At 73.0% G+C, this 24,462-nt stretch carries 20 protein-coding genes; 12 read left to right on the forward strand and 8 right to left on the reverse strand.

Annotated features, from left to right (window positions below; translation table 11 throughout):
- Positions 1–90 precede the first annotated feature (90 nt).
- Positions 91–918 carry a GntR family transcriptional regulator gene (locus AB0N31_RS18485; RefSeq protein ID WP_366059435.1) on the reverse strand — a complete coding sequence of 276 codons (828 nt, stop codon included), beginning with the start codon at positions 916–918 and terminating at the stop codon, positions 91–93.
- 158 nt (positions 919–1,076) lie between these two features.
- Between AB0N31_RS18485 and AB0N31_RS18490 the strand changes: the two genes are divergently transcribed.
- Together AB0N31_RS18490 and AB0N31_RS18495 are read left to right on the forward strand one after the other, a co-directional pair.
- Entirely contained in the window at positions 1,077–1,925 is an 849-nt protein-coding gene (locus tag AB0N31_RS18490; RefSeq protein WP_366059436.1) for a (2Fe-2S)-binding protein, read from the forward strand.
- A gap of 301 nt (positions 1,926–2,226) precedes the next feature.
- Entirely contained in the window at positions 2,227–3,270 is a 1,044-nt protein-coding gene (locus AB0N31_RS18495; RefSeq protein ID WP_366059437.1) for a DUF2637 domain-containing protein, read from the forward strand.
- Between the two features lie 162 nt (positions 3,271–3,432).
- Here AB0N31_RS18495 and AB0N31_RS18500 read toward each other — a convergent pair whose 3' ends face one another.
- The 3 genes from AB0N31_RS18500 to AB0N31_RS18510 all read right to left on the reverse strand — a co-directional run bounded on the left by AB0N31_RS18500 (position 3,433) and on the right by AB0N31_RS18510 (position 7,679).
- The gene (locus AB0N31_RS18500) at positions 3,433–3,921 is read right to left on the reverse strand and encodes an ATP-binding protein (RefSeq protein ID WP_366059438.1); all 489 of its coding nucleotides are present in this window, start codon (positions 3,919–3,921) and stop codon (positions 3,433–3,435) included.
- A 278-nt stretch (positions 3,922–4,199) separates the two neighbouring features.
- On the reverse strand, positions 4,200–5,942 hold the full coding sequence (locus AB0N31_RS18505) for a pyruvate dehydrogenase (RefSeq protein ID WP_366059439.1): 1,743 nt from the start codon (positions 5,940–5,942) through the stop codon (positions 4,200–4,202).
- Between the two features lie 75 nt (positions 5,943–6,017).
- Positions 6,018–7,679, reverse strand: a complete 1,662-nt coding sequence (locus AB0N31_RS18510; protein ID WP_366059440.1) for a protein phosphatase 2C domain-containing protein — start codon at positions 7,677–7,679, stop codon at positions 6,018–6,020.
- Between the two features lie 163 nt (positions 7,680–7,842).
- On the opposite strand from AB0N31_RS18510, the gene AB0N31_RS18515 reads away from it, so the two are divergent.
- Positions 7,843–8,325 carry a DUF456 domain-containing protein gene (locus AB0N31_RS18515; protein WP_366059441.1) on the forward strand — a complete coding sequence of 161 codons (483 nt, stop codon included), beginning with the start codon at positions 7,843–7,845 and terminating at the stop codon, positions 8,323–8,325.
- 57 nt (positions 8,326–8,382) lie between these two features.
- Here the strand turns inward: AB0N31_RS18515 and AB0N31_RS18520 are convergent, their stop codons facing one another.
- Positions 8,383–9,768, reverse strand: coding sequence for an AlkA N-terminal domain-containing protein (locus AB0N31_RS18520; RefSeq protein WP_366059481.1), 1,386 nt, complete (start codon positions 9,766–9,768; stop codon positions 8,383–8,385).
- Between the two features lie 221 nt (positions 9,769–9,989).
- Positions 9,990–11,090 carry a ribosome small subunit-dependent GTPase A gene (rsgA, locus tag AB0N31_RS18525; protein ID WP_366059442.1) on the reverse strand — a complete coding sequence of 367 codons (1,101 nt, stop codon included), beginning with the start codon at positions 11,088–11,090 and terminating at the stop codon, positions 9,990–9,992.
- Between the two features lie 409 nt (positions 11,091–11,499).
- Between rsgA and AB0N31_RS18530 the strand changes: the two genes are divergently transcribed.
- The 4 genes from AB0N31_RS18530 (at position 11,500) to AB0N31_RS18545 (ending at position 15,081) form a co-directional block, all read left to right on the forward strand.
- The gene (locus tag AB0N31_RS18530; RefSeq protein WP_366059443.1) at positions 11,500–11,712 is read left to right on the forward strand and encodes a DUF4287 domain-containing protein; all 213 of its coding nucleotides are present in this window, start codon (positions 11,500–11,502) and stop codon (positions 11,710–11,712) included.
- A 254-nt stretch (positions 11,713–11,966) separates the two neighbouring features.
- Positions 11,967–12,269: an STAS domain-containing protein gene (locus AB0N31_RS18535; protein WP_366059444.1), complete on the forward strand. Its 303-nt coding sequence runs from the start codon at positions 11,967–11,969 to the stop codon at positions 12,267–12,269.
- Positions 12,266–13,192, forward strand: a complete 927-nt coding sequence (locus AB0N31_RS18540; protein WP_366059445.1) for an anti-sigma factor RsbA family regulatory protein — start codon at positions 12,266–12,268, stop codon at positions 13,190–13,192. Before AB0N31_RS18535 ends, AB0N31_RS18540 begins: the two co-directional genes overlap by 4 nt.
- Positions 13,193–13,398: 206 nt before the next feature.
- Positions 13,399–15,081, forward strand: a complete 1,683-nt coding sequence (locus tag AB0N31_RS18545) for an alkaline phosphatase D family protein (RefSeq protein WP_366059446.1) — start codon at positions 13,399–13,401, stop codon at positions 15,079–15,081.
- Positions 15,082–15,106: 25 nt separating this feature from the next.
- Here AB0N31_RS18545 and AB0N31_RS18550 read toward each other — a convergent pair whose 3' ends face one another.
- Positions 15,107–16,591, reverse strand: coding sequence for a cellulose binding domain-containing protein (locus AB0N31_RS18550; RefSeq protein WP_366059447.1), 1,485 nt, complete (start codon positions 16,589–16,591; stop codon positions 15,107–15,109).
- A 311-nt stretch (positions 16,592–16,902) separates the two neighbouring features.
- On the reverse strand, positions 16,903–18,243 hold the full coding sequence (locus tag AB0N31_RS18555) for a radical SAM protein (RefSeq protein ID WP_366059448.1): 1,341 nt from the start codon (positions 18,241–18,243) through the stop codon (positions 16,903–16,905).
- Between the two features lie 144 nt (positions 18,244–18,387).
- Between AB0N31_RS18555 and AB0N31_RS18560 the strand changes: the two genes are divergently transcribed.
- The 5 genes from AB0N31_RS18560 (at position 18,388) to AB0N31_RS18580 (ending at position 24,451) form a co-directional block, all read left to right on the forward strand.
- Positions 18,388–19,632, forward strand: a complete 1,245-nt coding sequence (locus AB0N31_RS18560; protein ID WP_366059449.1) for a D-arabinono-1,4-lactone oxidase — start codon at positions 18,388–18,390, stop codon at positions 19,630–19,632.
- Between the two features lie 202 nt (positions 19,633–19,834).
- Positions 19,835–21,070: an ROK family protein gene (locus AB0N31_RS18565; protein WP_366059450.1), complete on the forward strand. Its 1,236-nt coding sequence runs from the start codon at positions 19,835–19,837 to the stop codon at positions 21,068–21,070.
- Positions 21,071–21,286: 216 nt separating this feature from the next.
- Positions 21,287–22,549 carry an extracellular solute-binding protein gene (locus tag AB0N31_RS18570; RefSeq protein WP_366059451.1) on the forward strand — a complete coding sequence of 421 codons (1,263 nt, stop codon included), beginning with the start codon at positions 21,287–21,289 and terminating at the stop codon, positions 22,547–22,549.
- A 20-nt stretch (positions 22,550–22,569) separates the two neighbouring features.
- Positions 22,570–23,535: a sugar ABC transporter permease gene (locus tag AB0N31_RS18575; protein WP_366059452.1), complete on the forward strand. Its 966-nt coding sequence runs from the start codon at positions 22,570–22,572 to the stop codon at positions 23,533–23,535.
- 100 nt (positions 23,536–23,635) lie between these two features.
- Positions 23,636–24,451 (forward strand): carbohydrate ABC transporter permease, encoded by an 816-nt coding sequence (locus AB0N31_RS18580; protein ID WP_366059482.1) that lies wholly within the window; start codon positions 23,636–23,638, stop codon positions 24,449–24,451.
- Positions 24,452–24,462: the final 11 nt, after the last annotated feature.

Genomic DNA, 24,462 nt, shown 5'->3' on the forward strand with positions numbered 1-24,462 from the left:
GTGTCCACGCGATGCGGTCGCTCACGGCCGGGGTCCCGGCGGGAGGCCGTGACGGCGGCCGGCGGGGAGACGGCAGGGCGCCGACGGCCCTCAGCGCGATCCCGCGAAGTGCTCCCGCACCAGTGCCTGCACCACGTCCACGTCCCCCGCCCCCAGCGCCTCCAGCAGCGTCAGGTGCTCCGCCGCGTCCGCCACCAGGTCGGCCCGGCCGCGCGAGACGGGGCCGCCCACCAGCGGCCACTGCGAGCGGCGGTGCAGGTCGTCCGCGACGGAGACCAGTTGCCCGTTGCCGCTCAGACCGAGGACCGCGCGGTGGAAGGCCCGGTCGGACTCGGCGTACGTGGCGCGGCAGCCGGAGGCGGCGGCCCGGACGGTCGCCTCGGCGAGGGGGCGCAGCTCGGCCCAGCGTCCGGCGGGAACCGTGCGGGCGAGCCGCAGCATCACGGGGACCTCGATCAGGGCCCGCACCTCGGCCAGCTCGGCCAGCTCCCGCGTGCCGCGCACGATCACCCGGAACCCCCGGTTGGGCACGACCTCGACGGCGCCCTCCAGGGCGAGCTGCTGCATGGCCTCCCGCACCGGTGTCGCGGAGACGCCGAAGCGCTCGCCGAGGGCGGGTGCCGAGTACACCTCGCCGGGCGTCAGCTCCCCGGCGACGAGCGCGGTGCGCAGGGCGTCGAGGATCTGACCGCGGACGGAGGACCGCTGGACCGGAGGGCGGGGACGTTCGAGGGGCGTCTCGCCGTGCGTGTGCTCGCCGCGTACGGCGGCGGCATCGCTGCCGGGGCCGGGCGTCGGGCCGTCGGCGAAGGGGGCCGCCGCACCCCGGTCCTGGTCCGTGGCGCGCGGCTGCGCGGGAACCCGCGGTCCCGCGCCGGGGACTCCCGTGCCGGCAAAGCCCTGCGCGCTCCGCTCCACGGGTGCTCCTCCGGATCTGTCGGTACTTGGGGTCATTACGGCCGGTTGTTACTCGTCCGTCAAGCACCATAGGCGTTACCGGCCACCGGTTCACATCCCGACCGGATTGGGTAAGGTAAGGCTTACCTCGCCCTCGTTGTTGGATCGGTGGTACCGGTATGCCCTCACACCCGTCGGCCGTGACGGACGCGTACGCACGTCTCACCGAGGCCTGTCCGGGCCTGACCGTCAGGGAACTGGGGCCGGGCGAGCCCGCCCCGCGCGGCGGCGGCTGGGTGTCGGCGGCCGCGCTGGCGGAGGGCGGCGCGGAGCTGGACGCCTTCCTGGCCTGGGACGAGAACCAGGTGGTGCGGGACTACGGGCAGCGGGCCCGCCCGGACGTCGTGGCGAGCTTCGGACTGCACCGGTACGCCTGGCCGGCCTGCCTGCTGATCACCGCCCCCTGGTTCCTGCACCGCAGGGTCCCCCGCCTCCCGGTGACCCACGTCTCGTACGACCGCACCGGCGCCGGGATGCGGATGGCCGTCCGCGCGCCCGTCTCGTTCGCCTGCCTGCCGGGCGACCCGGCGGCGGCCCTGCCCGGCGCCCGGGTGGTTCCGGACGAGGAGGCCCTGCGCGCGGAGGTGCGGGCCGCCGTCGCCGAGCACCACGAGCCCGTGCTGGCCGGCTTCGGCCCGCGCACCCGACGGCGCGGGCGCGCCCTGTGGGGCATGGTCACGGACGAGATCGTCGAGGGCCTCTGGTACGTCGCCGGCCTGTTCGGCGAGGCCGAGGGCGAACGGGCCCGTCACGAACTGGAGCTGCTGCTGCCGGGTGCGACCCGGCCGTACGTCGGCTCGGCCGCCTTCCGGGAGCTGACCGGACCGGACGGGAAGCCGCTGCCCACCCGGGACCGGGCGAGCTGCTGCATGTTCTACACCGTGCGTCCCGAGGACACCTGCGCCACCTGCCCGCGCACCTGCGACGCGGACCGGGTCGGCAAGCTCACCGCGCTCGCCGCGAGTTGAGCCGCCCTCCGGTCGATCCGGCACCCGGCGTCCCGTAAGATCACCCGAACGAGATCTCTCGGACCGTCACGGGGCTTCACAACTTCCTCACTCGACACGGGAACTTTCCGTGGAACCACCCGTACGGGTAGTCTTATTCGAACTCAACTCCCGCCCCTCATGCGGCAGTTCGAGCAGAACGTCGCCCTGGGCATCCCCTTGCACCTCCTTGGCGGCCTCTTGCCCCGAAACCCCCTGAGGGATGGCGGGGTTGGGCCACTATGGCGGGCGTTACGCCCTATCCCAATGCAAGGGACCCCAGATGAGACTGACCGACATATCGCTGAACTGGCTGCTTCCGGGCGCCGTGCTGCTCCTGGGCATGCTGGCGGCGGTGGCGGTGCTCGCGCGCGGAAAGCGCTCCTCGGGGGAGAACACGAGCGACGACTCGTGGGAGCGCAGCGAAGAGCGCCGCAGGCGCAAGGAGGCCATATACGGCACCGCCTCCTACGTCCTGCTGTTCTGCTGCGCGGCGGTGGCCGCCGCGCTCTCCTTCCACGGACTGGTCGGCTTCGGCCGGCAGAATCTGAATCTGACCGGCGGCTGGGAGTACCTCGTGCCGTTCGGCCTGGACGGGGCGGCGATGTTCTGCTCCGTGCTCGCCGTGCGCGAGGCCAGCCACGGTGACGCGGCCCTCGGTTCGCGGATACTCGTATGGACGTTCGCGGGTGCCGCGGCCTGGTTCAACTGGGTGCACGCTCCCCGCGGTTTCGGTCACGACGGCGCACCGCAGTTCTTCTCCGGCATGTCCCTGTCCGCGGCCGTCCTGTTCGACCGGGCGCTGAAGCAGACCCGCCGGGCCGCACTGCGCGAGCAGGGCCTGGTGCCGCGTCCGCTGCCGCAGATCCGTGTCGTGCGCTGGCTGCGGGCCCCCCGCGAGACGTACAAGGCGTGGTCGCTGATGCTTCTCGAGAACGTGCGCAGTCTGGACGAGGCCGTCGACGAGGTGCGCGAGGACAAGCGGCAGAAGGAGACGGCGCGCCTGCGCCGCCGCGAGCAGGACCGCGTGGAGCGCGCCCAGCTCAAGGCGATCAGCCGTGGACACCGCTTCCCCGGCCGCGGTGGCCGCCAGCTGGAGACCCAGGCCTCCTTGGAGCGGGCCGGCGAACGCGCCCCCGCGGAGCCTGCCATAGCGGCGAACTCGCCGGAACAGCTGCCCGTGCGTACGCGGCCCTCCCTCCAGCCCGTCCGTCAGAGCACTGACCCGATCACCGTCGACCTCACCGCGGAGGACGACACGATGGCCCTGCCGCGCCTGGACTCCCTGGAGCGCAAGCTCAAGGACCTGGAGCAGCAGTTCGGCTGACGCACCGTCACGGGAAGGGGGCGCGACCGGCGAGGTCGCGCCCCCTTCCCGTGTTCCCGGTCCCGTGTTCCCGGTCCCGCGGCCGCGTTGCCGTGGTCCTGGTTCCGCGGTCCTGGTCCCGTCGTCCCGGTGGCCTGTCGTCCCGGCGGGCCGGTGGCCCGCTCAGGCCATTCCGGCGCCCAGTTCGAACCAGACCGCCTTCCCGATGCCGTGCGTGCGCACACCCCACGCGTCCGCGAGGGACTGCACCAGGACCAGACCCCGGCCGTGCGTGCCCTCCTCGGCGTCCCGCCTGCGCGGCCGCGGACGGCCGGCCGCGAAATCGCGTACCTCCACCCGCAGACCGTCCGGCCCGACGGTCGCCGTGAGCACCGCGTCCCGGTCGGTGTGGACGAGCGCGTTGGTGACGAGTTCGCTGGTGAGCAGTTCGGCGGTCTCCGACTGTCCCGGCCTTCCCCAGTGCCGCAGCAGTTCGCGCAGCGCCCGGCGCGTCTCGGGCACGGCCCGTAAGTCCGCCCGCCCGAGCCTGTGCCGGAGCTGGGACGTGTGCGCCCGCTCTCCGCCGCCGTCCGCCGTGGCCTCCCCTGTCCGCTTCCTCTTCGAGGTGTCCGCGATCACGGTCGAACCGCTGCCTCGTGCCTGCCTCTTCATGACCCCCGCCCGCGTGCCGATGTCGGTTCCCCTCCTGCTCGAACACGTTCACGGGATGCCTGCCCTCATGGGCGGCGGGCCAGTCATGCCGGATCGGCGACGACCAGGTGTTCGGCCACGCCCCGGCGGGCCCGGCGCCTCCCCCGGCGGGTGGCGGCGGGCCCGCCCCCGGCACCGGCGCGCGAAGTTGGCCGAAATCACCTCTACTCGGTGTGCCCGATCCGTGGCCCCGGCACCGCGCCGCACGCGGTTTCCCGCCGACGGCACCGGGGCCGGCGTCAGGGTCGCGGGACGTTGCGGAGGTTGGAGCGGGCCATCTGGACCATGCGCCCGACACCGCCGTCCAGCACCATCTTCGAGGCGGACAGGGCGAACCCGGTCACCATCTCGGCGCTGATCTTCGGCGGGATGGAGAGCGCGTTGGGGTCGGTGACGATGTCGACGAGAGCCGGACCCTTGTGCCGGAAAGCGGTCTTGAGGGCCCCCGCGACGTCCTTGGGCTTCTCCACGCGCACGCCGTGGGCGCCGCAGGCGCGGGCGACGGCGGCGAAGTCCGGGTTCTTGTTCGTGGTGCCGTAGGAGGGCAGGCCGGCGACCAGCATCTCCAACTCCACCATGCCCAGTGAGGAGTTGTTGAAGAGTACGACCTTCACCGGCAGGTCGTACTGGACGAGGGTGAGGAAGTCGCCCATCAGCATGGCGAATCCGCCGTCGCCCGACATCGACACGACCTGCCGTTCCCGGTCGGTGAACTGCGCGCCGATCGCCATGGGAAGCGCGTTGGCCATCGAACCGTGCGAGAAGGAACCGATCACGCGGCGGCGGCCGTTGGGCGTGAGGTAACGGGCCGCCCAGACGTTGCACATGCCGGTGTCGACGGTGAAGACGGCGTCCTCGTCGGCGATTTCGTCGAGGACGGACGCCACGTACTCGGGGTGGATGGGCACGTGCTTCTCGACCTTGCGGGTGTACGCCTTCACGACCCCTTCGAGGGCGTCGACGTGCTTCTTCAGCATCTTGTCGAGGAACCGCCGGCTCTTCTTCTCCCGCACGCGCGGGATGAGACAGCGCAGGGTCTCCCGCACGTCGCCCCACACGGCGAGGTCCAGCTTGGAGCGCCGGCCGAGGTGCTCGGGCCGCACGTCCACCTGGGCGATCTTGACGTCGTCGGGCAGGAAGGCGTTGTACGGGAAATCGGTTCCGAGCAGGATCAGCAGGTCGCACTCGTGGGTGGCCTCGTAGGCGGCGCCGTACCCGAGGAGCCCGCTCATCCCGACGTCGAACCTGTTGTCGTACTGGATCCACTCCTTTCCGCGCAGCGCATGGCCGATCGGTGACTTGATCTTCTCCGCGAACTCCATCACCTCGGCGTGCGCGCCCGCCGTGCCGCTGCCGCAGAACAGGGTGACCTTGTCGGCCGCGTCGATCAGCCGGACGAGCTCGTCGATCTCGGCGTCGCCCGGGCGGACCGTGGGCCGGGAGGTCACGAGCGCGGTCTCCGCCGCCTTCTCGGGCGCGGGCTCGGCGGCGATGTCACCGGGGAGGGAGACGACGCTGACGCCGCTGCGGCCGACGGCGTGCTGGATGGCCGTCTGGAGCAGCCGGGGCATCTGCTTCGGGCTGGAGATCAGTTCGCTGTAGTGGCTGCACTCCTGGAAGAGACGGTCGGGGTGGGTCTCCTGGAAGTAGCCCAGGCCGATCTCGCTGGAGGGGATCTGGGAGGCGAGCGCGAGGACCGGCGCCATCGAGCGGTGGGCGTCGTACAGGCCGTTGATCAGGTGCAGATTGCCGGGCCCGCAGGACCCGGCGCACGCCGTCAGCTTGCCCGTGATCTGCGCCTCCGCGCCGGCGGCGAACGCGGCGGTCTCCTCGTGGCGCACGTGCACCCAGTCGATGGCGGGGTTGCGGCGAACCGCGTCGACCACGGGGTTGAGGCTGTCGCCGACGACGCCGTAGAGGCGTTCCACTCCGGCGCGGACGAGGATGTCGACGAACTGTTCGGCGACGTTCTGTTTGGCCATGATGCTCATCTGCCCCTTCGGTCTCCGTAGATCCTTCGGATCCCTCCGGGTTCCATCAATCCACAGCGGACCTCGTCACGCCTCCCAAACGGCGGCAGCCGTACGGTCGTCCGCGTACCCCTTGACCCTGATCCGGACGTCGGCGAGGAACGCGGCGAGGCCCGGCGGGGTCGGCGCGGACCACTGCCGGACGAGGTGGGCGGGGAGCCGGGGTTCGCCGCGCAGCGGTTCGGCGAGGCCGTCGGAGCACATCAGGAGGGTGTCACCCGGGCGGGCGAGGGAGGCCCGGAACCGGAAGGGTTCGCGCGGCGGTCCGGGGGCCGGCTCGTAGGGGCTCGGCGGGGTCGGGATGCCGAAGTCCATGGTGAGCCGGTCGCCCTCGGGGGTCTCGGCGGGCTGCGTCCCGAAGCCGACGACCGGCGCGCCGGCGGTCTCGCCGACCGGTGGCTCGAGGTCCTGCCACGCACCGTCCCGGAGGCGGAACAGCCCGCCGGGGCCGACGCCGAAGAAGACCCGGACCCGGCACGCGGGGTCGGCGGGCAGCAGCAGACAGCGCAGGCCCGCCGCGTACTCGTCCGGTGCCAGGCCCTGTTCGGCGGCGCTGGCCCGCAGCCGTCCCAGGCTGCGGTCGGTGAGCCGGTGCAGCCCCGACTTCAGGTCCTCTCTCCGGGCGGCCCGCATGTCCTCGGCGAGCCGGGCGTGACTGCGGCCCACGGCCCGCCCGATCCATCGGCAGACCTCGGCGGCCGCCCGGTGCACGCCCGGCACGGCACGGGTGCCGGTGGCCATCGCGACCAGGATCAGCGCCTGGTCGCCGCTGCCGAAACGGGCGGTGAGCAGCGCGTCCCGGCGCGGCTCGCCCCGGAACCGCGCGGAGTCCCCGCGCACGGACGCGGCCCGTAGTGTGCAGGCCCCGTACCGGGCCCCGTCCAGCACGGTGTCCGCGACCAGGTCGTCCAGCCCGTCGGGATCGGCGGCCGGCAGCGCGGTCGGCTCGGCGTCGTAGGTGGGCGGCCCGGACCCGAGGTAGGGCTCGGCCGGCGGCGGCCCCTGCGGCGGGGGCGGCTCGGCGGGGGCCGGTGGGTGCGGGGCGTGCCGGGGCCGGGGATGCGCCTGCGCGGCGGGGGGCGGGAGCGGCGGGGTGCCGGGGGGCGGAGGGGTGCCGCCGGCGAACGGGGGCGGCGGCTGGTGCGGGGCCGGTGGGGCTGATCCGGCCGGTGGTGCCGGTGGTGCTTCCGGTGGGGCCGGGGCGCGGTCGGTGGGCGGCGGCGGCGCGGGGGGCTCGGCCTCCGGGGCCGGGGCGATGTGCGCCGCCTCCGGGGACGTACGGCCGCCCGGGGCGTGCGCTCGGGGTGTGCGTTCGTCGAAGCCGGCGGGCAGGGGGCCGGGCAGGAACGTCGTCGGCCCGGCAGGGTGGTCGGCCGTCCCGGCCGGTGGGGGCGGTCCGCCCGTCGGCTCCCCCGCCCACCAGTCGGCCTGCCCGCTCGGCTCCCGGCGCGGCCCCGGCACCGAACCCGAGGCCCGCGGCTCCGCGTCGCCCGGCACGTCGGCCGAGACGGCGTCGCCGGGGGCCGCGTCGGCGGGCCCCCCGGTGCGGACCGTCCCCGCCGCCGACGCGAACCTGTCGTCCAGCGAGTCCGGACCGGTCGTGGGGCCGGTGTCCTCGGTGGTGTCGTCGTACAACTGGCCCCACCAGTCGTCCTCGTGACCGGTGGGCCTTCCCCCCTGCTGACTCATGCCCCTGATTGTCCACCGGGAGGGCCGCGGAGAAACCGGGCATCCGAAAAAATGCTTCAGGGCCGACCCGGTGAACAGTCTTGCGAGCGGCGGGAGGTGCGGGCCGTGGCCGAGGTACCGACCTCGACCTGCCCGTTCCGTCCGCTTCCGGCAGGCTGGGCAGATGGGAGCGTGGGAACTCCTGCTGGTCGGCCTGGTGATCCTGCTCGGCCTGTGCGGAGTGCTGGTGCCCGGCCTGCCGGGATCGTGGCTGGTGTGGGCCGCGGTCCTGTGGTGGGCGCTGAAGGACCCCCGGCCGCTCTCCTGGCTGGTGCTGGTGGGCGCGACGGCCGCGCTGTTCCTGTCCCAGGTGATGCGCTGGGCGCTGCCGCCGCGCCGCCTGAAGACGAGCGGCGCCACCCGCCGGATGGCCGGATACGCCGGAGCGGGGGCTCTCCTCGGCTTCTTCCTGGTGCCGGTGCTCGGTGCGATCCCGGGTTTCCTGGGCGGCATCTACCTCTCCGAGCGGCTCCGCCTGGGCCGCCCGGACGCGGCCCGCGCCTCCCTGCGCACGGTGATGCGGGCGGGCGGATCCAGCATCCTCGCGGAACTCTTCACCTGCCTGCTGATCATGGGCGCGTGGCTGGGTGCGGTGTGGTGGGGGTAGGGCGCGGCGGCGAGGAGCAGGGGGCCGAGCGGACAGACGGGACGTTCGAAACACGCCCTAGTGACGTACGTGAGGTTCCCCCGCTGCACGCAGGTGGTGAAGGGCGTACGTCCGCCAGGGACGCCAGCTGTCGGGGACGCCGGCGCCGGGCGGTGCGACGTCGGGGTCGCCGAGGGCGCGGGCCCGGATCGCGGCCACGGTGCGTCCGTCCAGGCCGGGCAGGGCGAGCAGCGCCTCCTGGGCGTCGTCCCGGTCGGCACCGGCGTCGAGCCGTACGGTGCCGTCGGCGAGGGCGGTGGCGAGCGCGCCCAGGGGGCCGCCGGTGTCGGCGAGGGCGGCCGGTTCGGGGAAGAGGTGGGTGAGCCCGCCGCAGGGCGCGTCCAGGGTCTTTCCGTGGGCGCGGACCAGGTGCCCGGCCTCGGCGCGGCCGACCAGCGCCCGCACCGCGTGCTCCTCCGGGTCGGCGGCGCCCGGCGCGCGCAGTCCGGGCCGGGCGGCGACGAGCGGGGCGAGCCGCGGATGCGCCGCGAGCCGTTCGTCGACGGCGTAGGGGTCGGCGTCCAGGTCGAACAGCCGGCGCAGCCGCTGGACGGCGGTGGTGAGGTCGCGCAGGTCGGTGAGGTGCAGGCGCGCGTCGAGCCAGCCGCCGGGGTGGACGGCGGCGCCGGACACGGAGCCCGGCCGTTCCCCGACGGCGACGATGCCCGTGCCGTACGGGAGCCGGAGGGTCCGGCGGTAGGTCCGGCCGCCCGGCGGACCGCTCACCTCCTCGACTCCGGGAACGGCCTCCGCTTCGAGCAGGTCGAACACCGGGCCGGCGCAGTACGGGCCCCGGTGGGCGAGCCGCAGCGGGATCCCCGCTCCGGGTGCGGCCGTGCGGTCCTGCCGCGGGGCGGCGGCCCGCAGCTGGGTCGGGGTGGCGGCGTACACCGCCCGGATCGTGTCGTTGAACTGGCGCACGCTGGCGAAGCCGGACGCGAACGCGATCTCGGTGACCGGCAGGCCGGTCGTCCGGAGCAGGACCCGGGCGCTGTGGGCGCGCTGCGCGCGGGCGAGGGCGACGGGCCCCGCGCCGAGTTCGGCGGTGAGCTGGCGCTGCACCTGGCGGGCGCTGTAGCCGAGGCGTGCGGCGAGTCCGGCGACGCCCTCCCGGTCGACGACCCCGTCGCCGATCAGCCGCATGGCGCGGCCCACGACGTCGGCGCGCACGTTCCACTCGGCGGAACCCGGACTGGCGTCCGGCCGGCACCGCCGGCAGGCCCGGAAACCCGAGCTCTGCGCGGCGGCGGCCGTCGGGAAGAAGCGCACGTTGCGCCGTTTCGGCGTCACGGCCGGGCAGCTGGGCCGGCAGTAGATGCCGGTCGTCTCGACGGCGAAGCAGAACGCGCCGTCGAACCGGGCGTCCCGGCTGCGGACCGCCTCGTACCTGCTTTCCTCGTCCATCACGGATCCCAGTCTCAGCCCGCCCGGAGAACGTCGCTAGCGGAATTCGGACGTGGCGGTGACGGCCCGCCCCGGCCCCCTTCCACCGCCCCGGGCCGGCCGGCCGTGGAGCGGGCCCGGGCGGACGGGGGAGCCGGACCGGGGGAATTCCTCCCGCCCGGCGGCGGGACCCCGTTCGTCGTTCCCGCCCGGCGGCCGGGTGTCGCGGCGAGCGCGCCCGCTCACCACCCTCCCGTCCGCTTGGCCCGTCCGGCGGCCCGTCCGGCGGCCTGCTTGTGCTTCCAGCTCTGCCGGATGTCGCCGCGGAGCCGGGCGTCGGACTTGGCGACGATCCACTGGTTCTCGCGGACGAGCTTGCGGTAGCTGTCCAGTCGTCGGACCGGCAGCTCGCCGTCCTCCACGGCCGCGAGCACCGCGCAGCCCGGTTCGCGCTCGTGGGCGCAGTCGTGGAAGCGGCAGTCGCGGGCGAACTCCTCGATCTCGGTGAACACCCGGCCGACGCCGTGATCCGCGTCCCACAGCCCGACGCCGCGCAGTCCGGGCGTGTCGATGAGGACGCCTCCGCCGGGCAGCGGCAGCAGGTTGCGGGTGGTCGTGGTGTGCCGGCCCTTGCCGTCCATGTCGCGGGTGGCCCGGACGTCCATGACGTCCTCGCCGACGAGCGCGTTGGCGAGCGTCGACTTGCCCGCGCCGGACGCTCCGAGCAGCACGGAGGTGCCCCGGCCCAGGAGCGCCGCGAGTTCGCCGACGCCGCGCCCGGCCATGGCACTGGCGGTGAGCACGGGCACGCCGGGCGCGCTCTTCACGACGTCCTCGACGAGGTACGTGAGCGCGTCCGGGTCGGTGACGAGGTCGGCCTTGGTGAGGACGACGACGGGCTGGGCGCCCGATTCCCAGGCCAGTGCCAGGAACCGTTCGACGCGCCCGAGGTCGAGTTCGACGGCGAGCGACAGGGCGACGACGGCGTGGTCGACGTTGGCCGCGAGGATCTGCCCCTCGGACCTCTTGGACGAGGTGGAGCGCACGAAGGCGGTACGGCGCGGCAGGTACGCCCGTACGTAGCGCGGGTTGCCGTCGGCGTCGACGGCAACCCAGTCTCCGGTGCACACCACGCGCAGGGGGTCGTGCGGGGTGACGAAGGCGGTGTCCGCGCGGACGACGCCGTCACCGGTGACGACGTCGCACTGCCCGCGGTCGACGCGGACGACACGGCCGGGCAGCAGGCCCCGCTCGGCGTGCACGGCGAACTCGGCCGCCCATCCCTCGTCCCAGCCGTAGGGGGCGAGCGGGTGGGACGGGGCCGGGGAGGTGGAGAGGTTCAAGACAGACCCTTCACAGGGGCGGTCCCGGCGGCGCGCTCAGCGGCGCGCGGAGGCTCGTGTGGTCAGCCGGGGACCGCGGAGGTGGGGTGGACGAACGTCTGGTGGCTGCGAGCAGCACCCGTGTCGGCGACAGTCATCGGTCACACCTCCTGATCCGTGTCACGTGCGTCATGCGCCTCTGTGGCGCGTGCGTCGTCCGCGCACCGGCGGTGGCCGCCGGACGAGGCGCCGTCAGGATAGGCGCGCGCGGGCGCGGGACGCCATCCGTTTTCCGGGGCCCGGCGCACGGCCCACGCCAGGGCGACGCGCCCGCCAGGTGACGGACGTCACATCCTCCGGCCGATCACTTCGGCGTCCCCCCGCGGTCATGAGGAGCGACTGTCCCACCGCAGGAAAGGACGCGACCGCCGTGAGCGCTCCCGTGAAAGGCCCCGCCGCCTATTTCCCCTCGATCGAGAAGAAGTACGGCCGTCCGGTCGCCGAGTGGCAGGAGCTGATCCGCGCCTCGCCGCTGACCCGGCACATGGAGCTGGTCGCCTGGCTCAAGTCCGAGCACGGTCTCGGGCACGGGCACGCCAACGCCCTCGTGGCGCACACCCTCGCGGAGACAGCGGGGAGCTGAGCCGTCCCCCGGGGATACCGGGGGGACGGGGGAGGCATGGCAGCCCGGCTCCCGGGGAAACCGCATGGCACGGGTGGGGCGTCTCCGCCCGTGCCACCGCACGGACGGTAGGCTGCGTGGCCGGAAACCGGAAAGACGTCGTCCTTCCGTCCCTGCCATGCCGGAACGAAGCAGACGGCCGGCGACCGTGGAGGAGACCGAGTGTGGATGGCGCGCGCGACCGGGGGGATGCTGCTCCCCCGCACGGTGGTTCCGTGCTGGAGGTGAGCCCGTTGTCCGGTCGTGCCGGAATCCGTGTCAGCGGCGAGATCGGCGTGGCCACCCGCGGGTCCTGGGAGGGAGCACTGGCCGACCTGGCCCGGCGGCACGCGGACGTGTCCTACGTGGAACTCTCCCGCGTGGGCTTCGTCGACGTGGCCGGCGTGTCGGCGCTCGCCGTCACCGCGATGAACCTGCCGGGCGGACGAGTCGTCGTGGAGTCCCCGCCTCCGCAGCTGTCGCGCGTGCTGGCGCTGTTCTGGCCGGCCCTGCACGGGATCGAGGTGGCGCCGCGATGACGGTCGCAGCAGACGAGAAGTTCCTCCACCCGGCGCTGTTCTACCGCACGGCGCGGGACTACACCGACCACGTGGTGCCCTTCGTCCGGGAGGGCCTGGCCCTCGGCGAACCCGTGGCGGTGGCCGTGCCCGGCCCTCACCTGGAACTCGTCAGGGCCGGACTGGGCCCGGACGCCGAGGACGTCCTGTTCCTGGACATGACCGAGGCCGGCCGCAACCCCGGACGGATCATCCCGGGCGTGCTGCGCGCGTTCGCCGACGCCCATCCGCAGGCGCGGGTGCGGATCGTCGGTGAGCCGGTCTGGGCCGGCCGCAGCCCGGTGGAGTACCCGGCGTGCGCACAGCACGAGGCGCTGATCAACGCGTCCTTCGAGGGCCGGGCGGCGACCATCCTGTGCCCGTACGACGCGAGCGGCCTGGACGCGGACGTGCTCGCCGACGCGCGGATCACCCACCCCATCCTGATCGCCGACGGCCGCGAGCGGGCCAGCGCGGCCTACGACTGGCGGTCCGTGGTGGACCGGTACAACGAGGTGCTGACGCCCGCGCCGGACGCCGCCGCCTTCTCCTTCGGGTCCGCCGAACTGCCCGACGCGCGTCACTTCGCCGTCGGCCGGGCCGCGCGGCTGGGCCTCGGCGGGCAGCGGCTCCAGGACATGGAACTGGCGGTCGCGGAGCTGACGACCAACAGCGTCGTCCACGGCGGCGGACAGGGCACGCTGCGGATCTGGGCCGAGGCGGGTCAGGTCGTGTGCGAGGTCAGCGACGGGGGACGGCTGATCGACCCGCTCGCCGGCCGCAGGCCGCCGGCTCGCGGCCAGATCGGCGGCCGGGGCCTGATGCTGGTGCACTACGTGGCGGACCTGGTGCGCCTGCACACGGCACCGGACGGCACGACCGTGCGGTTCTACGTCGGCCTGTAGAGGCCCTCCCCCGCCGGCGTCCGGTCAGGGCGCCGCGGGCGCCGACCCGTTCGCGACCGACGGCGCGAAGGCGACCGACGCCCCGAAGGGACCTCACGCCTGCCCGAATTACGGTGATCGTCCGCTTAGCATCTAGGGGCCCGCGCCGCGGGCTCCGGCCGCCGAGGCCGCAGACGCCCCCCTGATCCTCACGGGAGCCGAGCCCCATGCGTCCGACCGGCCGTCACCGAACCCCGCTCCCCGGCGCCGCCGCCCTCCAGCGGTCCGCGGCCCTCCACGGTCCCGAACTGCACGCCGCCGCACGACACTTGGGCCGTCGCCGGTTCCTGACACTGACCGCCGCCGCGGCGGCCCTCGCCTTCGCCACCCACACCCCCGCGAGGGGCGCGGCCGCCGCCCGCCGGCTCGACCCGGCGAGGATCTCCGAGGACCCCTTCACCCTGGGCGTCGCCTCCGGCGACCCGCTGCCCGACTCCGTGGTCCTGTGGACCCGGATCGCTCCGGCGCCGTACGAGCCGGGCGGGGGGCTGGCCGGGCAGAGCGTCGCCGTGGAGTGGGAGGTGGCGCAGGACGAGCGCTTCGGCCTGGTGGTGCGCAGCGGTACCGCCCTCGCGCTGCCCGAGTACCACCACACCCTGCACGTCGACGTCACCGGCCTGGACGCGGGACGGCCGTACTACTACCGCTTCCGGACGGGCGCCTGGACCAGTGAGACCGGCCGCACCCGCACCGCGCCGGCCCTCGGCGCCGCCCCGGGTGCGCTCGCCTTCGCGGCCGTGTCCTGCCAGGCGTACCACGACGGGTACTTCACGGCGCACCGGCATCTCGCGCAGGAGGACGTCGACGTGGTCTTCCACCTCGGGGACTACCTGTACGAGTACCCGGTGGACTCCGCCGGCGGCGCGCGCGCCTACCGGGACCGGGTGCTGCCCGCGGTGTTCGACCGGGAGACCGTCACCCTGGAGGACTACCGGCTGCGGTACGCCCTGTACAAGAGCGATCCCGACCTGCGCGCCGCCCACGCGGCCCATCCCTTCGTCGTCGCCTGGGACGACCACGAGACCGAGAACAACTACGCCGGCGCCGTCGACGAGCACGGCGGCCCGCCGGCCGGGTTCCTGCTGCGGCGGGCCGCCGCCTACCGGGCCTACTGGGAGCACCAGCCGCTGCGGGCGAGCCGGGCTCCGGTCGGCCCCGACATGCCGCTGTACCGGCGTCTGCACTGGGGCTCGCTCGCGCAGTTCGACGTCCTCGACACCCGCCAGTACCGCTCCGACCAGGCCTACGGCGACGTGCAGCACGTACCCGGCCCCGAGTCCGACGATCCGGCGCGCACGATGACCGGCGCGGCCCAGGAGAAGTGGCTGCTGGACGGCTGGCGGGCGTCCGACGCCGTGTGGAACGTGATGCCGCAACAGGTCTGCTTCTCCCAGCGCAGGCTGTCCGCCGACGCGCGGGCGAAGATGTCGATGGACGCCTGGGACGGCTACCGCGCCTCCCGTGACCGCGTCCTGACCGGGGCGCGGGCGGCCGGGGTGGACAACCTGCTCGTGCTGACCGGCGACGTCCACGTGGGCCACGCCTTCGACATCAAGGCCGACTTCGACGACCCGGCGTCCGAGACGGTCGGGACCGAGATCGTCGCCACGTCCGTCGCCAGCGGCAAGGACGGCACCGAGCGGCCCGCCAACTGGCAGACGTACCTCACGGCCAACCCGCATCTGCGCTTCTACGACGGCCGGCGCGGCTACGTCCGGGTGCGGCTGACCCCGGAAGCGGCCCGCGCCGACTTCCGCACGCTGGCGGCCGTGACGACCCCCGGCTCCCCCGTCTCCACGGCGGCGTCCTTCGTCACGGAGGCGGGGAACCCGGGACTGACACCGGTATGACGCGAAGGTGTCACCGGGCGGCCGGTCAGGACGGGGTGCAGGCGGCGCCGTTGAGGCTGAAGCCGTACGGTGCGGTGTTCTTGTTCTGCCAGGAGGCGAGGAAGCCGAAGGAGAGGGTGCCGTCGGCCGGGACGTGCTTGTTGTAGTCGGCGGCGGTGGCGGTGACCCGCGAGCCGTCCTGGGCGACGCTCGCGTCCCACATCTGGTCGACCCGCTGACCGTCCCGGAAGGACCAGGCGACCCGCCAGGAGTCGAGCGGCTCGGCGGTGGTCACGGTGACGGTGGCCTGGAAGCCGTCGGGCCACTGGTTGACGAGGTCGTACGCCACCTCGCAGGCCGTCGTGCGCGCGGTGGGCGAGGAGGTGCCCTGGGGTTCCGGATCGGTCCGGCTCGTCGCCGACGGCGTACCGCCCAGGGACGGCTTCGGCGCACCGGAGCGGGTGTCGGCGCCGGTGTGCTTACCGGTCGACGAGGGGGAAGTGTCGGGCACGAGGGACGGCCCGGACGGGTTGCCGGGGCCGGCCACCGGCGTGCTGTCGGCGGGGAGGCCGCCCTGGGCGGAGTCGTCGCTCTCGCCGAACGGCATCAGCGAGACGGCGAGGGCCAGCGCGGAGACGAGGACGGCGGCGACGAGCAGGCCGTTGCGCAGGGTGCGGGTCTTGTCGGCGGCCGGGTCGCCCCACTCGGCGTCCTGGTCGGGTGCGGGCGGGCCGCCGGCGCTCATCCGCACCTCGGCGGCGCGGCGGCGACGCTCCAGGTAGGCGAGTCCGCCCCAGCCGATCACGCCCTGGGCCAGCGCCGCCGGCAGCCCGCCGCCGTGCAGCCGCAGACAGGCCGCGGCCTCCGCGCACTCCACGCAGGTGGCGAGGTGCCGGGAGAGGTCCTCCGGCGTCTCGGCGACGGGCGAGCGGGTCACGGCGTCGAGGAGGCGGACGTAGCTGCGGCACTCGGCGTCCATCGGCGTGTCGAGATGGTTGCGGTGGCAGCGGTCCCGGAACAGGCCGCGGACCTGGTTCAGCTCCTCCATCGCGGCGGCCGGGTCCAGCCCCTGCCTGCGGGCGACGGCGCGCAGCGGCAGCGCCTCCACCTCCGCCAGCCACAGCAGCGAGGCGTCCGGCTCCTGCATGTCGCGCAGCCCGCGCAGCGCGACGGGCCGGCGCAGGGGCGGCCCGGTGTACCGGGCGGCCTTGTCGGAGTTCAGCCACAGCCGCAGGTCGGGATCGAGTCGGTGGCCCTGTCCCCGGGCCTCCCAGGCGGCCGCCGTGGTGCGTACGGCGGTCAGCAGCAGGGGGATCCGGGGCAGCCGGGACGCGCGGCGGCCGGCCGTGTGCCGGGTGCCGTCCTCGGCCGCGCGGGCCTCGCGTATGCCGAGCGCGAACGCCTCGCGGGCCAGGTGGTTGGCCGCGGTCGACCCGGAGGTGCACAGGTCGGCGTACGACAGGACGGCGTCCCAGCACTCCGAGAAGAGAGCGGCCTCGGCGGCGTCCTTGGGGGTCGGCAGGTCGGGCATGAGTCTCCTGCATCCACAAGCGAGGCAACTCGACATGTCGGCAATGGAGTTGGGGGGAACCTCGCGGCAGTGCCAGAGCTTTTCACGAGTTCCGCACAACTGACAAGCGCGCTGTTCAGATGTCAGTACAGGGCCGCCCGCGCCCCCGGCCGGGGCCCTCGGGCCTCCGGCGCGGACGCGGGCCGCCCTGCGTCTCGATGCGGTGGCGCTCCTTCTTCCGCGACGGCCACGGTACCGGCTTCGGCCGCGGCCGGACCCGTGAACGGCCGGCCACGTGGTGACGGACCCGTCGTGGCCGGGCCCGGGCGTGCTCAGAGCGCCGAGGGTTCGTCCTCCGTGGCCGAGGGCTCGTTCGCCGGCAGGCTGTCCATGAAGGAGCTGACGGAGAAGACGGCACGTCCGGGGCCGGGCAACCCGTAGCCGGGGGGCGAGGCCAGGCCGAACTCGTCCATCGTGGCCCGGTACGCCTGGAGCAGGCGGATGTGGTACTCCAGCGGCGCGCCCTGCGGGTTGGCCTTGCCGAGCGGGGTGGTCGGCTCCGGGCACCAGGTGGTGAACCGCGGGGTGATGCCGTGCGACATGAAGAAGCGCAGGCCCTCGGTGGTGGAGGCGATCGCCTCGTCGACCGTCTTGAAGCCGAAGGGCTCGGCCATCTCCACGCCCGCCACGAAGTTGGGGATGACGTTGCGCGCGCCGAAGATCTCGGCGGAGTCCAGGATGCGCTTGTGCCACTCGTCGCGGCCGACGTAGCGCTCCTTGCCCGGGCAGTACATCTTGAACAGGTACTCGTCCCACACCTCGTAGTTGGGGTGGTAGATCTGCACGCCGTGGTCCTTGAAGCGCTGCACGTCGTCGCGCGGGAGGGCCTGGGCGACGACCTTGCCGATCCAGCGGCCCGGGAAGCGCTCCTCGATGGCCTTGGCGTAGTGGCCGTAGAAGTCGGCCTCGTCGCGCCCGGAGACGGTCTTGGTGATCGCGCCGCCGGTGAGCGTGTAGGCGGTGGAGGCCTTCGCGGTGTCGTAGCGGTCGATGATCTCCAGGGCCTCGAGGACCTCCTCGACGTCCTTGACCCCGGTGTACGGCCGGCCGGCGGCCTTGTGCTGGCGCCAGTTGTGGTTGATGTCGCAGTACTGGCACTCCTCCTTGGCGCCGAAGTACTGGCAGACCCGGAAGACGGTCAGGTAGATCAGGTAGCCCCACTGGATGGTGGGGGCGACCTCCATGACGGACTTCCCGTTGGAGAGCTTGTGCCGGTAGTACTCGGGCATGGGCGGGACGCCGACGTCCGAGATCCGCTTCCCGTCGAGGTAGAGACCGAGCATCCCGTCCTCGTCGGCCGCCACCCGGTACGGCGAGGCGGGGTTCACCCGGACCGAGACGACGGTGCGCCGCAGGTCGTAGGGGCCCCCGGTGAGGATGATCTCCTCCGGCGGGCGGCGCAGCGCGGCCTCGCCCAGCTCGGGGAGGGTGCCGTGGTCGAAGGAGAAGATGAAGTACGACTTCGGCTTGACCTCGCCGCCCTCGTTGTCGCTGAGCGCGGAGGGGTCGAAGGCCACGCCTCCGCGCAGCAGGTCCTCCTTGAAGACGGCCTCCCGCGGCACGTGCGGAAACCGCTCCATCAGATCCTCGACCAGCGCGGTACGGCTGCCCATCGTCTCTCCTCCCGGCTCAGGCGTACGACTCCTCACGGTATGCCCCCGCTCGCGCGGGGGTGGGGGCGGGGGCCTCGTGTTGCGGGCAAGGTAGGTTCCACCTGGGAATTCCTGGTTCTCGATCTCCTCGGGAGGGCGATCCGCATGGCCGAGACCGTGACCAACTGGGCGGGCAACATCACGTACGCCGCCGGGGAGCTGCACCGTCCCGCCTCGCTCGACGCGCTGCGCTCGCTCGTCGCGGCGAGCCGGCGGGTGCGGGTGCTGGGCAGCGGGCACTCCTTCAACGCGATCGCCGAGCCGGGCGCGGACGGGGTGCTGCTGTCGCTGGGCGCGCTGCCCGCCGAGGTCGAGGTGGACACGTCGGCGCGGACGGTGCGGGTCGGCGGCGGGGTGCGGTACGCCGAGCTGGCCCGGCGGGTGCACGCGCACGGGCTGGCGCTGCCGAACATGGCCTCGCTGCCGCACATCTCGGTGGCCGGCTCGGTGGCGACCGGCACCCATGGTTCGGGAGTGGGCAACGGTCCCCTCGCGGCGCCGGTGCGGGAGGTGGAGATCGTCACGGCGGACGGTTCGACGGTCGTGATCGGGCGGGGGGACGAGCGGTTCGGCGGGGCCGTCACCTCGCTGGGCGCCCTCGGTGTCGTCACCGCGCTCACCCTGGACCTGGAGCCGGCCTTCGAGGTCGAGCAGCACCTGTTCACCGAACTCCCCCTGGAAGGAATCGACTTCGAGACCGTCGCGGCGGCGGCGTACAGCGTGAGCCTGTTCACCGACTGGCGGGCACCCGGGTTCCGGCAGGTGTGGCTCAAGCGGCGCACCGACCGGTCCCTGGCCGACTTCCCGTGGGCGGCGCCGGCCGCCGAGGCGCTGCATCCGGTGCCGGGGATGCCCGCGGTCAACTGCACCGAGCAGTTCGGGGTGCCGGGGCCGTGGCACGAGCGGTTGCCGCACTTCCGCGCGGAATTCACGCCGAGCAGCGGGAACGAGTTGCAGAGCGAGTACCTGCTGCCGCGCGAGCACGCCGCCGACGTTCTGCATGCGATCGACGGTGTCCGGGAGACGGTCGCCTCCGTACTGCAGACCTGCGAGGTGCGCACCGTCGCCGCCGACGAGCAGTGGCTGAGCCCGGCCCACGGGCGGGACTCCGTCGCCGTGCACTTCACCTGGGTCGACGACACGGCCGCCGTGCTGCCGGTGGTGCGGGAGCTGGAGGCCGTGCTGGAGCCGTTCGGGCCCCGGCCGCACTGGGGCAAGGTGTACGAACTGCCCGCCGCCGCGGTGCGCGGACGGTATCCGCGGATCGACGACTTCCGGGCACTGGTCCGGGAACTGGATCCGGCCGGGACGTTCACCAACGCCTTCGTGCGGGACGTCCTCGGCCCGTGAGCCACGCCCCTGGCCGCGACTTCGTCAACCCCCTTTCCTAACCCCTTGTCGAACCGTGCCGCACGCCATAGCCTGACGCCGCGCCGGTGCCGTCCCGGCCCCGAGACCCGGCGTGCCGGCAGTCGACACATCGGCAGGTCGGATGCCGACTGCCGGCGGTCGGATGTCGGATGTCGGCACGGAAGAGAGAGGGGGCTCTCCGGTGAGGCGCACCTCGCGTGACATCCGCACCGCGAACCGCTACGAGGTGCTGCGCCAGATCATCGCCCGGTCCCCGACCTCCCGGCAGGAGCTGGCCGCGGCCACCGGCCTCAGCCTGGCAACCGTCGCCACCCTGGTCGGTGAACTGCTCGACCTGCGCATGATCACGGAGGTCGGCTTCGAGGACTCGGCGGGCGGCCGGCCCCGCGGCCTGGTGGCCGTCAACGCCGCCGGGGGCGTGCTGATCGGCGTGGACATCGCGGAGACGTACGTCCATGTCGAGCTGTTCGACCTCGCGCTGAACGTGCTGGCCCGCACCGAGGAGGACATCCGCCCCGGTGAGAGCCGCCCGGAGCAGGTCGTCGCCCATGTCGCCGCGGCCGTGGACCGGGTCGTCGCGCAGGCGGGCGTCGAGACGGCCCGGGTGCTCGGGGTCGGCGTGAGCGTGCCCGGGCAGGTGGACCGGGACACCGGGATCGCCGAGTACGCGCCCAACTGGGACTGGCACGACGTGCCGTTGCGCGACCTGCTCCGCGCGCACCTCGCGTATCCCCTGCACCTGGACAACCCGCTGCGCGCCTGCGCGGTGGCCGAGCTGTGGTTCGGCGCCGCGCGCGGTCACGGGGACGCCGTCGTCGTCAATCTCGGCACCGGGGTCGGCGCGGGGCTCGTGCTGGGCGGCGCACTGCACCGGGGGGTCAGCAACAGCGCCGGCGAGTGGGGGCACACCACGCTCGTGCTCGACGGCCGGCTGTGCCACTGCGGCAACCACGGGTGCGTGGAGACGTACGTCGGCGCGCCCGGGATCATGCAGAACCTGCGCGAACACAGCCCGCGCAGCCCGCTGCTGCACCCGGAGGACCAGACCGCCACCGTCGACGCGCTGGCCCGCGGAGTCGCCGCGGGTGACCCGGTCGCCGTCAAGGTGGTCCGGGACACCGCCCGTTATCTGTCCGCCGGCATCGCGGACCTGGTGAACCTCCTCAATCCGGAGGTCGTCGTGCTGAGCAGCTGGGTCGCGGCCCGGCTCGGCGATCCCCTCCTCGACGAGGTCCGCGAGGCGGTCGCCCGCCATGCGCTGCGGCGTCCGCTGGCCTCGACCAGGATCGTCCTCTCGCCGATCCCCACCGACCCGGTCTGTCTGGGCGCGGCGACGTTCGCGCTCGAGGGGGCGCTGCAGGCGGTGGGGCAACGGGGCGCGCAACGCGCGGCTTCCCCCACGGCACCGTCGGCCTGACGCGCACGAGAGGCGGGGCGGGCACCGGGGGCGGTCCACTGACCGCCCCTCCTCGCGTCCGGCATCCCGAACACCGCACAACACTTCGAACGGGCTTCGTCCAACCCCTTGCCGAAGCATTAGCCGAAGGTTAACGTCCCGCACCGCAACGCCTTTTCGAGCCCTCTGACGCTGATGCCGCACGAGCCGCAGCCGTACTCGAGACAAGGACGTCACATGTCGGCAATGAGCAACCGCAACTGGTCCCGCCGGTCCCTCTTCCGGGCCGCGGCAGGCATGGCCGCCGCCGGCACGCTGGCCGCCTGCGGCAGCAACAACGGGCGTGGCGGCGGCAGTTCGGGGGGCGGCCTCGTGCAGTACTTCCACGCCTACGGGGAGGCGGGGACCGAACAGGCCGTCAAGAAGTACGCGGCCGCGTACGACGGGGCGAAGGTGTCCACCCAGTGGATCACCGGGTCGAACTTCGAGAGCAAGCTGTTCGCGAGCCTGCTCACCGACAGCGCGCCCGACCTGTTCGAGTTCCACCCGCAGATCCAGCTGGTCAGGAGCGGGCAGGTCGCGGATCTCACCGACATCGTCGAGCCGGTCAAGGACGACTTCAACCAGGCCGACATCCAGTCGCACACGGTCGACGGGAAGGTCTACGGCGTCCGGATGATCGACGACCCGCAGTTCTTCTTCTACCGCAAGTCGCTGCTGGAGAAGGCCGGCATGGGCGTGCCGCAGACCCTCGACGAACTGGTCGAGGCCGCCGCCGGGCTCACCACGGACAAGGTCAAGGGCGTCTACCTCGGGAACACGCTGCAGGCCGTCATCCGCCCGATGATCTGGGCGGCCGGCGCCGACACCCTCGACGCCGGCAACCGGCCCGCCTACCACACGGACGGCGTGGTCGAGGGTCTGAGGAAGATGCGGAAGCTGTTCACCAGCGGCGACCTGCTCCTGGACGCACCGGCCGACTACTGGGACCCCTCCGCCCTCAACCAGGGCCTGACCGCCATCCAGTTCTGCGGCATGTGGGCCATGCCGGCGATGCAGCAGGCCCTCGGCGACGACCTCGGCGTCTTCCCCTTCCCCAAGGTCGGCGACGCCGGCAAGCCCGCCGTCTACAACGGCGGTTGGTCGATGTTCGTGAACGCCAAGAGCGACCGGGCCGAGGAGGCCAGGGAGTACGTGAAGTGGCTGTGGATCGACCAGCGGAAGCACCAGGAGGACTGGGCCCTCTCCTACGGCTTCCACATCCCGCCGCGCACCTCGATCGCCCGGTCCGCCGACAAGCTCAAGTCCGGTCTGCCGGCCGAGGGCGTCAAGCTGTTCAGCGAGTACGGGCACTTCGACAACATCGGCTGGACGCAGGCCATGATCAAGGCGACCGAGGACGTGTTCGCCGACTGCGTGCGCAAGGACGGTGACCCGGAGGCCTCGCTCGACACGTGCGACAAGGTCGTCGGCGCCGAACTCGAGAAGCTCTTCGGATAGGCGGCGGGACGGACCACGCCATGTCGACGACCACCACGCGCGACCTCGCGCGGCCCGCCGGGGCCGGTCCCGCGAAGTCCCGGCCGCGGCGCGGGCCCAGGGGCAGCGCCACCCTCAACTTCTGGCTTTTCACCGGGCCGTTCCTGATCGGCCTGCTGATCTTCGTCTACGTCCCGATCGGCTGGAGCGTCTGGCTCAGCTTCTTCGAGGCCCGGTTCACCGTCACGCCCAGTACGTTCGTCGGGTTCGACAACTACCGGTACATGCTGGAGAACGGGAACTTCACCGGTGCCCTCGTCACCTTCACCGTGTTCGCCGCGATCATCGTGCCGACCACCTGGGCGCTGTCGCTGGGGCTCGCCCTGCTGGTGAACCGGTTGCGGTTCATGCGGGCGTTCTTCCGGTCGGTCTTCTTCCTGCCGACGGCGTGCAGTTACGTCGCAGCCTCGCTGATCTGGAAGATGTCCCTCTTCAACGGTGTCCGGTTCGGCCTGGCGAACACGGTGATCGGCTGGTTCGGCGCCGAGAACGTCGCCTGGCTCGCCGACCCCGACCCGCCCTGGTACTGGCTGGTCATCGTCACCGCGCGGCTGTGGCTGCAATCCGGGTTCTACATGATCCTCTTCCTGGCCGCGTTGCAGAACATCCCGGGCGAGTTGTACGAGGCGGCCGCCCTGGACGGCGCCCGACCGGGCTGGCAGACCTTCCGGCACATCACACTGCCGCAGCTGCGGGCGACCTCGACGGCGGTGATCCTGCTGTTGCTGGTCGCCGCCTACCAGGCCTTCGACGAGTTCTTCAACCTGCTGTCGAAGACCACCTGGGGCCGGCCGCCGCTGGTCGAGCTGTACTACACCGCCCTGGGCGAGAGCCAGGACTACGGGGCGGGCAGTGCGGGCGCGGTGATCCTCACCCTGCTGATCGTCCTCGTCACCCTCTTCCAGGGAAGGATCATGGGTTTCGGAAGGGGTGAGGAGTCCAAGTGACCGCAACCGAGGTGACCGAGTGACCGTGACCGCCACCGGGACGACCAGGACCGATCCGGCCGCGCGGCCGGTGCACCCCGGCCGGCGCGCCCGCGGGGTGATGGGCTCCGCCGGACTGTACGTCGCCGTCGGCCTCGCCACCGTCCTCTTCCTGATCCCGTTCTACGTCCTCGTCCGCAACGCGCTGGCCACCGACCCGGAGATCACCGGCGAGGAGTGGACGTTCTTCCCCGCCGACGTCCAGTGGGGCAACGTCACCGAGCCGTTCGACGACCCGACGGTCGACTTCGGCCGGGCCCTGTGGAACTCGCTGGTCGTCGGCGTCCTGCACACCGTCGGCACGCTGCTGGTGTGTTCCCTGGCCGGCTACGGCCTGGCCCGGATCCCCTACCGGCACGCCGACAAGGTGTTCTACGGCGTCCTGTTCACACTGATGGTCCCCACCGCCGTCACGTTCGTGCCCGGGTTCGTCCTGGTGTCGTCCCTCGGCTGGATCGACTCCTACCGCGGTCTGATCGTTCCGGGCCTCTTCAGTGGTTTCACCTGCTTCCTGTTCCGGCAGTACTTCCTGGGGTTCCCCAAGGAGCTGGAGGAGGCGGCGCGCGTGGACGGACTCGGCCACTGGGGCGCGTACTGGCGCGTCGTCGTCCCCAACTCGCTGAACTTCTTCGCCGCGATGGCGACCATCACCTTCATCAACGGCTGGAACTCCTTCCTGTGGCCGCTGGTCATCGGGCAGGACCCGAGCGCCTGGACGGTGCAGGTCGCGCTGTCGTCGTACATGACCAACCAGACCGTCAACTACCACCTGATCTTCATGGCCACGGCCATTTCCATCCTGCCCCTGTTGCTGGTGTTCCTCTTCCTCCAGCGCTGGCTGGTGCAAGGGATCGCCCAGACAGGCATCAAGGGCTGAGCAAGGAGACC

The sequence above is a fragment of the Streptomyces sp. NPDC051051 genome (genome assembly GCF_040682975.1).
Taxonomy (GTDB): Bacteria; Actinomycetota; Actinomycetes; order Streptomycetales; family Streptomycetaceae; genus Streptomyces.